The organism is Streptomyces sp. NPDC034043 (assembly GCF_055575675.1).
In genome coordinates, this window is the sequence record NZ_JBVISF010000001.1 from 270,337 (window position 1) to 284,565 (window position 14,229).

At 74.2% G+C, this 14,229-nt stretch carries 13 protein-coding genes; 9 read left to right on the forward strand and 4 right to left on the reverse strand.

The features are described from left to right. Positions 1 to 150 precede the first annotated feature (150 nt). Positions 151 to 744 (forward strand): histidine phosphatase family protein, encoded by a 594-nt coding sequence (locus ACZ51S_RS01570; protein WP_468476126.1) that lies wholly within the window; start codon positions 151 to 153, stop codon positions 742 to 744. A gap of 37 nt (positions 745 to 781) precedes the next feature. Here ACZ51S_RS01570 and pdxR read toward each other — a convergent pair whose 3' ends face one another. Then, on the reverse strand, positions 782 to 2,242 hold the full coding sequence (gene pdxR, locus ACZ51S_RS01575; RefSeq protein WP_468476127.1) for a MocR-like pyridoxine biosynthesis transcription factor PdxR: 1,461 nt from the start codon (positions 2,240 to 2,242) through the stop codon (positions 782 to 784). Positions 2,243 to 2,288: 46 nt separating this feature from the next. On the opposite strand from pdxR, the gene ACZ51S_RS01580 reads away from it, so the two are divergent. The 7 genes from ACZ51S_RS01580 to ACZ51S_RS01610 all read left to right on the forward strand — a co-directional run bounded on the left by ACZ51S_RS01580 (position 2,289) and on the right by ACZ51S_RS01610 (position 9,934). Then, positions 2,289 to 2,741: a carboxymuconolactone decarboxylase family protein gene (locus ACZ51S_RS01580; RefSeq protein ID WP_468476128.1), complete on the forward strand. Its 453-nt coding sequence runs from the start codon at positions 2,289 to 2,291 to the stop codon at positions 2,739 to 2,741. A gap of 55 nt (positions 2,742 to 2,796) precedes the next feature. Further along, the gene (locus ACZ51S_RS01585; protein WP_468476129.1) at positions 2,797 to 4,314 is read left to right on the forward strand and encodes an APC family permease; all 1,518 of its coding nucleotides are present in this window, start codon (positions 2,797 to 2,799) and stop codon (positions 4,312 to 4,314) included. 9 nt (positions 4,315 to 4,323) lie between these two features. After that, entirely contained in the window at positions 4,324 to 4,749 is a 426-nt protein-coding gene (locus ACZ51S_RS01590; RefSeq protein WP_388936868.1) for a universal stress protein, read from the forward strand. Between the two features lie 514 nt (positions 4,750 to 5,263). Next, positions 5,264 to 6,769, forward strand: a complete 1,506-nt coding sequence (locus tag ACZ51S_RS01595; RefSeq protein ID WP_468885316.1) for an FUSC family protein — start codon at positions 5,264 to 5,266, stop codon at positions 6,767 to 6,769. A 53-nt stretch (positions 6,770 to 6,822) separates the two neighbouring features. Then, the gene (locus ACZ51S_RS01600; protein WP_468476131.1) at positions 6,823 to 7,416 is read left to right on the forward strand and encodes a GNAT family N-acetyltransferase; all 594 of its coding nucleotides are present in this window, start codon (positions 6,823 to 6,825) and stop codon (positions 7,414 to 7,416) included. Positions 7,417 to 7,640: 224 nt separating this feature from the next. Then, positions 7,641 to 8,780, forward strand: a complete 1,140-nt coding sequence (locus ACZ51S_RS01605) for a nitric oxide synthase oxygenase (protein ID WP_468476132.1) — start codon at positions 7,641 to 7,643, stop codon at positions 8,778 to 8,780. A gap of 134 nt (positions 8,781 to 8,914) precedes the next feature. Beyond that, a complete protein-coding gene (locus tag ACZ51S_RS01610) occupies positions 8,915 to 9,934 on the forward strand; it encodes a lactonase family protein (RefSeq protein WP_468959667.1) in 1,020 nt (339 codons plus the stop codon). Between the two features lie 108 nt (positions 9,935 to 10,042). Here the strand turns inward: ACZ51S_RS01610 and ACZ51S_RS01615 are convergent, their stop codons facing one another. The 3 genes from ACZ51S_RS01615 to ACZ51S_RS01625 form a co-directional block, all read right to left on the reverse strand. Next, positions 10,043 to 10,963 carry a sirohydrochlorin chelatase gene (locus ACZ51S_RS01615; protein WP_388936858.1) on the reverse strand — a complete coding sequence of 307 codons (921 nt, stop codon included), beginning with the start codon at positions 10,961 to 10,963 and terminating at the stop codon, positions 10,043 to 10,045. Between the two features lie 111 nt (positions 10,964 to 11,074). Continuing rightward, complete coding sequence (locus ACZ51S_RS01620) at positions 11,075 to 11,761, reverse strand: uracil-DNA glycosylase (protein ID WP_388936855.1); 687 nt, start codon at positions 11,759 to 11,761, stop codon at positions 11,075 to 11,077. Positions 11,762 to 11,803: 42 nt separating this feature from the next. Next, entirely contained in the window at positions 11,804 to 12,892 is a 1,089-nt protein-coding gene (locus ACZ51S_RS01625) for a WD40/YVTN/BNR-like repeat-containing protein (protein ID WP_468476135.1), read from the reverse strand. 219 nt (positions 12,893 to 13,111) lie between these two features. On the opposite strand from ACZ51S_RS01625, the gene ACZ51S_RS01630 reads away from it, so the two are divergent. After that, positions 13,112 to 14,212, forward strand: a complete 1,101-nt coding sequence (locus ACZ51S_RS01630) for an NADH:flavin oxidoreductase/NADH oxidase (RefSeq protein WP_468476136.1) — start codon at positions 13,112 to 13,114, stop codon at positions 14,210 to 14,212. Positions 14,213 to 14,229 lie beyond the last annotated feature (17 nt).

Genomic DNA, 14,229 nt, shown 5'->3' on the forward strand with positions numbered 1-14,229 from the left:
CATCGATTGGCGGTCTCGCCTACCGCTCCCGCCTACCGCTCCCGCGCAGCGCCGCCGCGCACCGGTCCGCGCGGCTCCCGGACGTGACACGCCCGCCCGGCTCCAGGGGCCGGCATGCCGCGCGCCGGCTCACCGCCATAGGGTCCGGGCATGAGTGATCTGCTGCTGGTGAGGCACGGCGAGACGGCATGGAGCGCCAACGGGCGCCACACCGGGCTGACCGACGTGCCGCTGACCGCGCGGGGCGTCGAGGAGGCCCTCTCGCTGGCCCCGTACTTCCGCGACCGTGCGCCCGCCCTGGTGCTGACCAGCCCCCTGGGCCGGGCCGTCGCCACGGCCGAACTCGCCGGACTGACCAGCGGGATCCCCGAACCGGCCCTCCACGAATGGGACTACGGCGGCTACGAGGGCGTCACCACCGCGGAGATCAGGCGGACCCGGCCCGACTGGTCGCTGTGGACCGACGGCGTCCCGCCGGGAGACGCACGGCACCCCGGCGAGGACGCGGAGCAGGTCGGCGCCCGAGCGGACCGGGTCCTCGCCCGCGTCGGCGAGTCCCTGCGCGCCGGTCGGGGCGACGTCGTACTCGTCGCCCACGGCCACTTCCTGCGCGTCCTGACCGCCCGCTACCTCGGACTGCCCCCGCAGGACGGCCGGCTCTTCCTCCTGCGCACCGGCACGGTCAGCGTGCTGTCCACGGAGCACGGGCTCCCGGTGATCGCGGGCTGGAACACCCGGCCCTGATCCCCGGCCCTGACGCGCCCCGCGCCCCGGCCGCCCCTCAAAGCCCATCGGCCTCGGGCGGCCCGGGCAGCGCCAGGCACAGGGCGTCCAGCGCCGCCGCGAACGCGTGCTCGGGCGGGGTGCCGTAGCCGAGCACCAGCCCGTCCCGCGGGGCCATGGCACTGTCCGGGTGCAGGTACGGCCGCAGCCCCTCCAGGGCCACGCCCGCCCGCCGCGCCGCGCGCAGGGCGCCCTCCTCGGTGCCCGGCGGCAGCTCCAGCACCGCGTGCAGCCCCGCCGCCACCCCGCTGACCCGGACGTGCGGCGCCTCGGCCGCCAGCCGCGCCGCCAGCAGGTCGCGGCGCCGCCGGTACACCTGCCGCATCCGGCGCAGGTGGCGGTCGTAGCCGCCCGAGGCGATGAACTCGGCCAGGGTGAGCTGGTCCGTCACCCCCGACCACATCTCGCGCGGCCCCTTCGCCTCCAGGACCTCGTCGACCAGCCGGCCCGGCAGCACCATCCAGCCCGTCCGCAGCGCGGGCGACAGGCTCTTGCTGACGGAACCGATGTACACGGTCCGCTCCGGGTCCAGGCCCTGGACGGCGCCCACCGGCTGGCGGTCGTAGCGGAACTCCCCGTCGTAGTCGTCCTCGATCACCACCCCGCCGCAGGCCCGTGCCCAGTCCACCACCGCCGCCCGCCGCTCGGGGTGCAGCGGCCCGCCCGTCGGGAACTGGTGCGCGGGCGTGAGCAGCACGGCCCGCGCCCCCGTGGCCGCCAGCTCCCCGACGCGCGCCCCCCGGCGGTCCACGGTCAGCGGCACCGTCTCCCTCCCCGCCCGGGCCAGCACCTCCCGGTGGAAGGGCAGCCCGTACGACTCGACGGCGACCGGGCCCGTCAGCACCCCGGCCAGCAGTTCCAGCGCGTGGGCGAAGCCGGAGCAGACCACGACCCGGTCGGGTGCCGTCCGTACGCCCCGCGCCCGCGCGAGGTACTCCGTCAGCGTGCGCCGCAGCTCGATCCGGCCGCGCGGGTCGCCCACCCCGAAGGCGTCCTGAGGGGCGGCGGCCAGCGCCCGGCGGGCCGCGCCCAGCCACGCCGTGCGCGGGAAGGCCGAGGCGTCCGGCGAGCTCGGCAGCAGATCGTGGACGGTACGCCGCGGCGCGGGCCGGGCCGGAGCGCGCGGGCCTTCCGGCTCCAGGGGGACGGCCCGCTCCGCGACCCGCGTCCCGGACCCCTGGCGCGCCGACAGCCAGCCCTCCTCGACCAGCTCGGCGTACGCGTCGGCGACGGTGTTGCGGGCGATCCCGAGGTCCGCGGCGAGCGTCCGGTAGGGCGGCAGCCGGGTCCCCGGCGCCAGCCGCCCCGAGTGCACCGCCTCCCGCAGGGCGTGCATCAGCCGGGCCCGCAGGCTGCCCCCGCCGCTCAGGTCCAGGTGCAGGTCGCTGCCCGTTCCGGCGGGGGCACCGCCGCCGCCGGCCCGCGCCTCCTCGACCGGATTGACCCATGATCTCCGCATGGAAATGAACCCTACGCCCGGTCGATCACGCCCGTAGGTTCCTCCCATGACGACTTTTCAGGTTCCCCAGCGCATGGACTTCTCCACCGTCGCACCCCGCGTCTTCAAGGCCGTCCTCGCCCTCGACGCCGCCGCCCGCGAGGGCCTGGACCCGGTCCTCCTGGAACTGGTCCAGATCCGCGCCTCACAGATCAACCGCTGCGCGTACTGCATCGACTACCACACCGGCGACGCCCGCAAGGGCGGCGAGTCGGAGCAGCGGATCTACCAGCTCTCCGCCTGGCACGACTCCAGCCTGTTCACCGTGAAGGAACGCGCCGCCCTCGCCCTGACCGAGGAGATCACCCTGCTGCCCGGCGGAGTATCGGACGCCGTCTACGACGAGGCCGCCCGGCATTTCGGCGAGGAGGAACTGGCCCACCTGGTCGCGCTCGTCCTCGCCGTGAACACCTGGAACCGGATGAACGTCACCACCCGCAAGACCCCCGGCACCGACTGACCCGGACCGACCCGCCCGCCTCGCGCCCGGCCGCCGCGTGCGTGACGATGCGTACATGAACGACGGCGACCGCGCCGAGGCGGGCGGCGGCACGGCGGACGCCGGTGCCGAGGAGGGCCTCAAGGCCAATGCGATCGGCTTCCTCGACGCCCTCGTCATCGGCCTCAACTCGACCTCTCCCGCCTACTCCCTGGCCGCCGTCATCGGCCCGATCGTGGCCCTGGCCGGCATCTACGCGCCGGGCGTGATGCTGGCCTCCTTCGTACCGATGCTGCTCATCGCCGCGGCCTTCTACTACCTCAACAAGGTCGACCAGGACTGCGGCACCACCTTCTCCTGGGTGACCCGGGCCATGGGCCCCTGGGCGGGCTGGCTCGGGGGCTGGGCCATCGCCATGACCGGGGTGCTCGTCATCGGCTCCCTCGCCGACGTGGCCGTCCACTTCGGCCTGCTCGCCGCCGGCCTCGACGACTGGGCCGCGAACCAGGCGGTCCGCCAGACGCTCACCGTCGTCGTCATCCTCGTGATGACCGCCGTCTGCGTCATCGGCACCGAGCTCTCCGCCCACCTCCAGGACGTCCTCATCCTCGCCCAGGTCTTCTTCCTCCTGGCCTTCGCCGTCGTCGCCCTCTACCGCGTGTACGCCGGCACCAGCACCCTCGACGGGATCGAACCCTCCCTCGCCTGGCTCAACCCCTTCGGCGCGGGCGGCGCCGCGCTCACCGGCGGACTGCTGCTCGGCGTGTTCATCTACTGGGGCTGGGAGTCCGCCGTGAACCTCACCGAAGAGGTCGAGGACTCCGCCACCGCGCCCGGCAGGGCCGGCATCTGGTCCACCGTGGTGCTGCTGGTCACCTACCTGTCCGTGGGCTTCGCCATCGTCGGCTACTCCGGGACGAGGTTCCTGGCCGAGAACGCCGCCGAGGAGGAGGCCGTCTTCGCCGTCCTCGCGCACGAGGTGATGGGCGGCTGGGACTGGATGGTGCTCCTCGCCGTCTGTACCTCCGCCCTCGCCTCCACCCAGACGACGATCATCCCGGCCTCCCGGACCGCCCTCTCCATGGCCCGCCGGCACGCCCTGCCGTCGCGGCTCGCGCACATCCACCCCCGCTTCCACACCCCGGAGGTGAGCACCTGGTGGGTGGCCGGCATCGCCATCGCCTGGTACCTCGTCGTCAACCAGATCAGCGAGAACGCCCTCCTCGACTCACTGACCGCGCTCTCCCTGCTGATCGCCTTCTACTACGCGCTCACCGGGGTGGCATGCGCCGTCTACTACCGCCGCCACCTGCTGGAGAACGCGCACAACCTCTTCCTCATCGGCGTGGGCCCGCTGGTCGGCGCGGGCCTGCTGGCCTGGCTGCTGGTGGAGTCCGTCATCGACATGTCCGACCCCCGCAACTCCGCCGGCGGGGTCTCCTGGTTCGGTCTCGGCCCGCCGCTGGTCATCGGCATCGGCATCGCGGCCCTCGGCGTGCTCCTCATGTGCGTCCGGCGGATCCGGGACGGCAGGTTCTGGCAGGAGCGCCGCGGGGTGGTCGACCCGGCCCTCGTGCGCGGCGGGAAGAGCTGAGGAGGCCCGATGTCCGTGGTCCTGGGGTACGACGAGTCCCCCGGCGCCGAGCGTGCCCTGCGGGTGGCGCTGGAGGTGGCCACCGCCTTCGGGGAACCCCTGGTCCTCGTGTACGGGGCCGCCGCGCCCGGACCCACGGGGGAGGAGTACCGCGCGCACCGCGAAGCCGTACTCCAGGCCGGGCGGGCCGCCCTCGCCCGGGCCGTCGAGGCCGCCGACGAGGCGGGCGTGCCCTCCACGGTGGAGGTGGTGGACGACAAGCCGGCCCAGGCCCTGCTCGCCGCCGCCGAACGCCACCACGCGCGGGTCATCATCGTGGGCAGCTGGGGCGACAGTCCGATCCGGGGCGCCCTGCTCGGCTCCACCCCGCACAAGCTCCTGCACCTGTCGCCCGTTCCGGTGCTGTGCGTGCCGACGGAGGGGGCCGGCTCCTGAGCCCGCCCGTCGGAGCCCCGGGCCCGCCGTCAGCCGTCGAACACGCCCGCCAGGTATCCGGCCGGTCCCCCGGCCGTCGGCGGGCAGAGCCGGGCCCCAGGTAGCCGTCCGGCCGCACCACGAAGGCCGTCGGCTCCCGCACCCCGTACAGCCGGGCGAACCCGCGACCAGAACGTCCGCCGCATCGCCTCGCACCCCTCCGTCGTGGGCGCCCCGCCCGCCCTCCGCACAGCGGCCCGGCCCCTGCCTCCCGGGCGGGTCCGTTGGTCTCCCACTGGCCGGAATTGCCCCCTCCCGGCTGTGCCAACGGCCCAGCGTGACGAACGTCGCTTGAGCCATTGCCCCTCCGGATGCTTATCTGTGTCATATCCATGTACTTTCGGCGCCGCGCAGCGCCGGACGGCAACGACGCCGGTCCGGAGCGCGGTGCCTTCGCCGTGCCCGTACGCCGCCCACCACCCCCGGGCGGACGCCGGGCCGGCGCGCGTGACTCCGAGGGGGGCGGCACACCGCCATGAAGAGGATGTTCGTTGCTCCGGATCCGGGGCGCACCAGACTGCGGAACTCGCTGCGCGCCGTGATCGGCACGGCGCTCGCCGTCGCCGTGGCCGAACTGTCGGGGCTGTCGCTGACCGCTTCCATCACCGGCGGCCTCGCGGCGCTGCTCGCGCTGTTCACCGTCCTCGACGCGGACGTCCGCGCCCAGCGGGTGACCACCGCCCTGCTGCCCGCCACCGGCTTCCCCGTCCTGGCGCTGGCCACCGGACTGCACGGGATGCCGCCCGTCCGCGACGCCGCCTTCCTCGCCGTCGTCTTCGCCGGGGTCTACGCACGCCGCTGGGGCCCGCGCGGCCACGCCCTCGGCATCTTCGGCTTCATGATGTTCTTCGTCACCCAGTTCCTGCACGCCCGCCCCGCCCAGCTGCCCGAGCTGTTCGCCGCCGTGGCCCTGGCGCTGCTCTCGGCCGGGGCCGTTCGGTTCGTGCTGTGGCCCATCGAGCGCCGCACGCCCCCCGCAGCCGCCCCGCCGCCGCTGCCCGGCACCGGCCTGGCCCGGCCCACCACCCGCCAGGCCTTCCAGGCGACCGCCGCCTGCGCCTTCGCCCTCGCCGTCGGCCAGGTGCTGTCCGAGGACCGCTGGTACTGGGCCGTGGGCACCGCCTGGTGGATCTTCGTCAACACCGCCTCGCGCGGCGAGACCCTGGTCCGCGGCTTCCGCCGGGTCCTCGGCACCGTCGTCGGCATCGCCGCGGGCCTGCTCATCGCCGTACCGCTGCACGGCGCGCCCGCGCCCACCGCCGCCCTCGTCGCCGTCTGCGTCTTCGGCATCTTCTACACGGCGGCCCCCTCCTACTCCTGGATGATGTTCTTCGTCACCGTCATGGCCGGGCTGCTCTACGGGCTCCTCGGCGTACTGCACCCCGGGCTGCTGCTCCTGCGCCTCGAGGAGACCGCCGTCGGCGCGCTCGGCGCCGCCCTCGCCGTGGTGCTGATCCTCCCCGTCACCACGCACGGCGCCAACGAGGCCTGGATCCAGCGGGCCCTGCACTGCGTACGCGCCGCCACCGCCGCCTCCCTCGACCGCCTCGCCGGAGACCCCGGGGCCGACCCCGCCCCGCACGCCGCCGAGCTGGAACTCCTGCTGGGCCGCGCCCGGATCGCCCTCGCGCCGCTCGTCCACCCGCTGAGCCCGCTGCGCGCCCGCAAGGCCCGGGCCCGGCAGGTCATGGCGCTGCTCGACGACTGCGCCCGGGAGGTGCGCGGGCTGGCGGCCGTCGCCGCGGACCCGCAGGCCTCCCACGACGCCCGGCTCGCCGCCGCCTGCTGGCGGGTGGAGACCGCCGTCGAGGCGCTCACCGCACCCGGGGGAGCCCCGGCACCCGCCGCGCCGGGGGCCCCCGCCCGGGACGCGGGCGCCGAACCGGCCCTGGCCCACCTGCACGGGCTGGAGCAGGCCCTCGTCGCCCTGGCCACCCCCCTGCGCACCGACCCCCGGTCCCCGCTGGCCATTACCGCCTGAACCGCCCGAACCGCCTCAACCGCCCGCCCCGCGCGGGCGGTACGGTCAGGTCCATGACGAACCCACAGGCCCCGGCGTTCGAGTACCGCACCGCCCGCCCCGAGGACCGGGAGGCGATCGAAGCCCTCGACGGTTCCTTCGTCACGTCCACCGTGTTCGAGGTGATCCGGCCCGAGGACGGCTTCGGTTTCGCCCTGCGCGAGGTCGCGGTGGACCCGCCGCTGCGCAAGGTCTTCCCGCCCGATCAGGACGACGAAGCCGACGAGGACGACCACGACGACGGGGACGCGGGCGACGGCCGCGAGGAGCACTCCCGCACCTTCGTCGCCGTCGACGCCGGATCGGTCTGCGGTTTCGCGACCGTCACCTACGCCCCCTGGAACCGGCGCCTGACCGTCGACGACATCGAGGTCGCCCCCGCCCACCGGGGACGCGGCGTCGGACGGGCCCTGATGGAGCTAGCGGCCGGCTTCGCGCGCGAACGGGGCGCCGCGCACCTGTGGCTGGAGGTCAGCTCGGTCAACGCCCCCGCCGTGCACGCCTACCGGCGCATGGGGTTCGCGCTCTGCGGCCTGGACACCGCCCTCTACGAGGGCACGCCGGCGGCGGGCGAGCAGGCCCTCTTCATGAGCCGCCCCTGCGGCTGACCCCGCCCCCGGCCCCTCGGTCCTCACCTTGCCGGAATGCCGCGGAGGATACGCCCGTAGGACCCCTTGCCGCAGGCTGATCGGGTGAGACCACTCGGACGAGTGTTCCGGAGGCTCCAGCGGCACCGGGCTGACCTGCCCCGTGTACAACGGGTGAGTGTTCATTGCACATTCATCCGGCACGTACAGGATGGATCTGGTCGGACAGGGGGTAACGGCCCGGGATGGAAATTCTGCAGAAGCACTCGAGCGCCGCTCAGGTGTGGGAGGAAGCCGAGGAGTTCATCCGGCTCTTCCACCGGGAGAATCCGCAGGCCGGTGATCCGCGTGCCCGCCTCGCCACCGTGCGGGCCGAGCTCGCGGAGACCGGCACCTACCGGCACACCCCGCAGGAGCTGGTCCACGGCGCCCGCGTGGCTTGGCGCAACAGCAACCGCTGCATCGGCCGGCTCTACTGGAACTCCCTGCGGGTCCGCGACCGGCGCGGGCTGACCGCCGCCGAGGACATCGCCGCCGAATGCTTCGAGCACCTGCGCGAGGCGACCAACGGCGGCAGGGTCCGGCCCACCATCACCGTCTTCGCCCCCGACACCCCGGACCGCCCCGGCCCGCTGATCTGGAGCGAGCAACTGGTGCGCTACGCCGGTTACGGGGACCACCACTCCATAACGGTGGGCGACGCCCGCAACGCACCGCTCACCGAGGCCCTCCTCGGACTCGGCTGGCGGGGCGGCGCCGGCACCCCCTTCGACCTCCTCCCGCTGGTCGTGCAGGGCGTCGACGACAAGCCCCGCTGGTTCGACACCCCCGCCGACGCCGTACTGGAGGTGCCCATCCGGCACCCCGACGAGGGCGACGACTGGAGCGACTGGGGTCTGCGCTGGCACGCCGTGCCCGCCATATCCAACATGTGCCTGGAGATCGGCGGCATCCACTACCCCGCCGCCCCCTTCAACGGCTGGTACATGGGCACCGAGATCGGCGCCCGCAACCTCGCCGATACCGACCGCTACAACCTCCTCCCCGCCGTCGCCCGAAGACTGGGCCTGGACACCTCCAGCGACCGTTCGCTGTGGAAGGACCGGGCGCTGGTCGAGCTCAACCGGGCGGTGCTGGACTCCTTCGACCGGGCCGGGGTCACCATCGCGGACCACCACACCGAGTCCCGGCGCTTCCTCACCCACCTGGAGCGGGAGGAGCGCAGGGGCCGCGAGGTGGGCGCGGACTGGTCCTGGATCGTTCCGCCGATCTCCGGTTCCGCCACGCCGGTCTTCCACCGCACGTACGATGACAGCCCCAGCTCCACGGGGTACGTACACCACGACGGCGCGCGGGAACGGGCCGAGGGACGGGACTTGGTCTAGACCTTCTGTTACGGTCGCCCCGACGGCGCGGAACGGCGGAAGGGCGACCTGTGGACGACGTGAACGGCGCGGACGGCGCACCCGGCGGGACCGGTGCGCGAGGGGCCGCGCACAGCACCCGCGATCTCGCCTACATCGGCTCCTTCACCTCCGGCGGCGGCCGCGGCATCACCACCGCGGCCGTCGACCCCGCCACCGGGGCGCTGACACCGGTCGCCGTGACCCCCACCCCCGACAACCCCTCGTGCCTCGCGCTCGGCCCGGACCATCGCGTCCTCTACGCGGTCAGCGAGGCCGACCGGGGCGCCGTGATCGCCTTCCGCACCGGACCCGGAGGCCTCGAAGCGCTCGGGGCCCCCGTGCCGGTCGGGGCAGCCGGACCCACCCACCTCAGCACGGCCGGCCGCAGGCTGCTGACCGCCAACTACACCTCCGGCAGCGTCAGTACCCTGCCGCTCGACGCCGACGGCGCCCCCGCCGGCCCCGCGGCCGTCCTCGCGCACCGGGGCGGCGGCCCGGACCCCGAGCGGCAGCAGGGCCCGCACGCCCACCAGGTCCGGCCCGACCCGAGCGGCCGCTGGGTGCTGAGCGTGGACCTGGGGACGGACTCCGTCCGGGTCTGCGCCCTGGACCCCGACTCCGGGGAGCTGCGCCTGCACGCCGAGAGCGTGCTCCGGGCCGGATCGGGGCCCCGCCACCTCGCTTTCCACCCCGACGGGGAGGTGGCGTACGTCTTGCACGAGCTGGAGCCGCAGATGACCGTCTGCCGCTGGAACGCGGCCGCCGGGGAGCTGGAACCGGTCTCGGAGGTTCCGCTCCTTCCGGAGGGCGCCCCGGACGCTCCGCGGGCCTACCCCTCGGTGGTCGCCGTCTCGGCGGACGGGCGCTTCGTATGGGCCGCCGTCCGCGGCACCGACACCCTCGCCACGTTCTCGCTCGCCGACGGGCCGGAGAAGCCGCAGGCCACCGATGTGACGGGATGCGGTGGCAGCTGGCCGCGCGATCTCGTCGCCGACCCCTCGGGGCGCCGCCTCTACGTGGCCAACGAGTGGTCCGGTGACGTCACCTGGTTCGAGGTGGACGCGCTCACCGGGCACCCCCGCCGGGCCGGTTCGGTGGCCGTCCCCGCGGCCGCCTGCGTGGTCTTCGCCTGAACGAAGCCTTTGCCCGGACGAGCCGTCTGCCCGGGCGAAGCCGTCCGGACGCACGGAGAGGGCCCGCCCGGAACGGATTCCGGGCGGGCCCTCGTCACGCCTGCGGGCCTACTGTGCCGCGGCGCCCAGCTGGAGCCCCAGGGCGGCGCTGTACTGCGCGACGGCCAGCTTGCCGAGTGCCGGGTAGGCCCCGAGGACTTCGGCGGTGGAGCAGTCGGCCTCCTTGCAGGCCGTGTCCAGCAGGCCCTCGGCCGCTTCCGGGCCGATCAGGTACGGGGCCAGTGCCAGCTGGACCGAACCGGAACCGCGCAGCTCGGCGGCGACCGCCGCCACCGAGCCCTCCTGGTCCAGCGCGGCGGCGATCACGGGCACCGCGAGCCGGGCGGCCAGCAGCATGCCGGTGATGCCGGCCGCCTGGACGGCCTCCTCGCCGCCGGTGGTGGCCAGGATGATGCCGTCGGCGGCGGTGGCCACCGTGAACAGGCGCGCCCGGTCGGCGCGGGCCAGGCCGGCCTCCGAGAGGCGTACGTGCAGGCCCTCGGCGAGCAGCGGGTGCGGGCCGAGTACGTCGGCAAGTTCGGCGGCGGCCGAGGAGTCCATCAGCGCCTGGCGCACCCGGCGCAGCAGGCCTCCGTCGGGACCGGCCAGCAGGGGCACGACCACGGCGTCGGGGCCGGTCGGCGCGGGCACCTCGAGACCGGCGGCCCGGGCGAACTCCGCCCGGGCGGTCCGCTCCTGGGCGACGGCGTTCAGTACGCCGGACAGCGAGGGGAACTCGCTCTCCTCGCCGTCCTCACCCTCGAGGAAGCCGATGCGGGCGTCCAGGCCCGGCAGCTCGGAGCGACCGATGCTGATGACCTCTTCGGCGAGCCCCCGCGAGGCGGCCGAGGGGGCACCGGGCACGGCGAGCACCAGCGCGGGCGCGCCCTCGGGCGCCACCGCGGGCTCGGGCCGGCGGTGCCGTCCGGTCTGGCGGGGTCGCGGCATTCGTACGGGCAGGCCATTCGCGGGCCCAGTGGGGGAGCTCATGGCGCCGCATGCTACTGGCTTATCGGAACGACGTGTTCGGGCAGGGCCCACTCGGGTGGCATCTGTCCGTATTTATCCATTGAATGTCGTACGTTGAATATCATATACGGTTCAACTGACTGACGGCAGGCGCCAGTCGACGGGCTGCGCGCCGAGGCCGGCCAGCAGCTCGTTGGTCCGGCTGAACGGCCTGGAGCCGAAGAAGCCGTTGGCGGCGGACATGGGGGAGGGGTGGACGGACTCCACGGCCGGCAGGTCCCCCAGCAGGGGGCGCAGGTTGCGGGCGTCGCGGCCCCACAGGATGGACACCAGCGGCTTTCCGCGCGCGACGAGGGCGCGGATCGCCTGCTCGGTGACCGTCTCCCAGCCCTTGCCGCGATGGCCGCCGGTCTTGCGGGGGGCGGTGGTGAGCGCACGGTTCAGCAGCAGCACGCCCTGTCGGGTCCACGGGGTGAGGTCGCCGTTCAGCGGCCGTCCCGTCCCGATGTCCGCGTGCATCTCGCGGAAGATGTTGTCGAGGCTGGGCGGCCACGGGCTCACCTCGGGGGCGACCGAGAAGGACAGGCCCATGGCGTGTCCCGGGGTCGGGTAGGGGTCCTGCCCGACGATCAGTACCTTCACCTCGTCGAAGGGCTGCTGGAACGCGCGCAGCACGTTCGCCCCCGACGGGACGTAGGTCCGGCCTGCCGCGATCTCGGCGCGCAGGAAGTCGCCCATGGCGGCGATCTGCCCCGCCACCGGCTCCAGAGCCCGGGCCCAGCCCGGCTCGACGATCTCGTTCAACGGTCGTGCTGCCATGGGTGATCACTCTACTGGCCCACACCGACAGCCGGCCGCCGCTCAGCGCAGTACGGCGGCCCGTACGCACAGCACGTCCGGCAGGTGCTCGGCCAGCAGCTGCCAGCTGTCGCCGTCGTCGTGGCTGGCGTACAGCTCGCCGTTGCGGTTGCCGAAGTAGATGCCCGCGGGGTCGGCGTCGTCGGTGCACAGGGCGTCGCGCAGGACGGTGCCGTAGTGGTCGCCGGCCGGCAGCCCCTTCGAGAGCGGTTCCCAGGTCGCCCCCGCGTCCTGGGTGCGGAAGACCCGGCAGCGGTGCTCCGCCGGCACCCGGTCGGAGTCGGCGTTCAGCGGGAAGACGTACGCGGTGTCCGGGCGGTGCGGGTGGGCGGCCACCGCGAAGCCGAAGTCTGAGGGCAGCCCGGCGCCGATGTCGGTCCACCGGGTTCCCGCGTCGTCGCTGCGGTAGACCCCCCAGTGGTTCTGGAGGTAGAGCCGGCCGGGGTCCCCGGCGTCCTGGGCGATCTTGTGGACGCACTGGCCGAACTCCGGGTCGGGATCCGGCAGGAACACCGCGGAGACCCCGCGGTTGGACGGCTCCCAGCTCGCCCCGCCGTCCCGGGTGCGGAACACCCCGGCGGTGGACACCGCCACCGTCACGGCGGCCGGGTCGGCCGGGTAGGTGATCACCGTGTGCAGGCCCTCACCGCCGCCGCCCGGCACCCACTCCGAGCGGGTCGGGTGCTCCCACAGCGGCCGCACCAGCTCGAAGGACTCGCCGCGGTCGGCCGAGCGGAAGAGCGCGGCGGGCTCGGTCCCGGCGTAGACCACGTCCGGAGCCTCCGGACCGGCCGGGTGCAGCTGCCAGACCCGCTCCAGGGAGGCGCCGGTGTCCTTCGGGAACCTGACGGCGGGCGCGGCGGGCTCGTGCCAGGTCGTGCCCAGGTCGTCCGAGCTGAAGACGGACGGCCCCCAGTGCGTGCTGTCCCCGCCGACCAGCAGCCGGGGCGCCGGCCCCCGGGTGTCGACGGCGACCGCCGAGACGGCCTGGGCGTTGAAGTGCGGACCGTCGAACTCCCAGGGGCCGCCGTCCCGGCGGCGGCCGATGAAGAGGCCCTTGCGGGTCCCGGCGAGCAGTACCACGTCGGTCATGGCCGACACCTCCGGACGTCGTAGTCCTTCACGGCAGCTTCCCAGCCAGTCTGCACCCGCCCGCCGACAGTGGTCCGGCAGGCCGGGCCGCCGAAGGCCAGTTCGACCCCCCAGCCTCTTCGTACGAGGGGTCTCGTACTACGAGAGATTTCGTAGTACGGTGTTCCTCGTACTTGGCGCCGGTTCCGGCGCACGTCCGGTGACATCTGGAGAGCTCCCATGAGTGCTGCACCCGCTGCCTTCGCCGCCCTGTTCCAGCCCTACACCCTCCGTTCGGTCACCATCCCGAACCGCGTCTGGATGGCACCGATGTGCCAGTACAGCGCCGAGGCCTTCGGCCCGAACGCGGGCGTGGCACTGGAGTGGCACTTCGCGCACTACGCGGCCCGGGCCACCGGCGGCACCGGCCTGATCATCCAGGAGGCCACCGCCGTCGCGCCGGAGGGCCGCATCAGCCCCTACGACCTCGGCATCTGGAACGACACCCAGGTCGAGGCCCTCCGCAGGATCACCGCCTTCGTCAAGTCCCAGGGATCCGTCCCCGGCATCCAGATCGGCCACGCCGGGCGCAAGGCGTCCACCGACCGCACCTGGAAGGGCGGCCGCCCCGTCGGCCCCGAGGGCCACGGCTGGCAGCCCGTCGCCCCGAGCGCCGTGCCGTTCGACGAGGGGCACCCGGTGCCGCACGAGCTCACGACCGAGCGGATCAACGAGATCACCGGCCAGTTCGCGGCCGCCGCCGGACGCGCCCTCGCGGCCGGCTACGAGGTCCTCGAGATCCACGGCGCCCACGGTTACCTCATCGGGGAGTTCCTCTCCCCGCACAGCAACAGGCGCACCGACTCCTACGGCGGCTCGTTCGAGAACCGCACCCGCTTCCCCCTCGAAGTCGTCGACGCCGTACGGGAGGTGTGGCCCGAGGAACTCCCGCTGTTCTTCCGGATCTCCGCCACCGACTGGCTGGAGGAGGACGGCTGGACCGCCGACGAGACGGTCCGGCTGGCCCGGCTGCTCCAGGAGCACGGCGTGGACCTGCTCGACGTCTCCACCGGCGGGCTCGCCCCGCACGTAAGGATCCCGGCGGGCCCCGGATACCAGGTGCCCTTCGCCGCCCGCGTCAAGGCCGAGACCACCCTGCCCGTCGCCGCCGTCGGCCTGATCACCGAGCCGGAGCAGGCCGAGAAGATCCTGGCCAACGGCGAGGCGGACGCCGTCCTCCTCGGCCGCGAGCTGCTGCGCGACCCGTACTGGGCCCGCCGCGCGGCCGCCGAGCTGGGCGCGGAGATCCCCACGCCGGACCAGTACCACCGCAGCTGGTGACACCGCGTGCGGCGCGG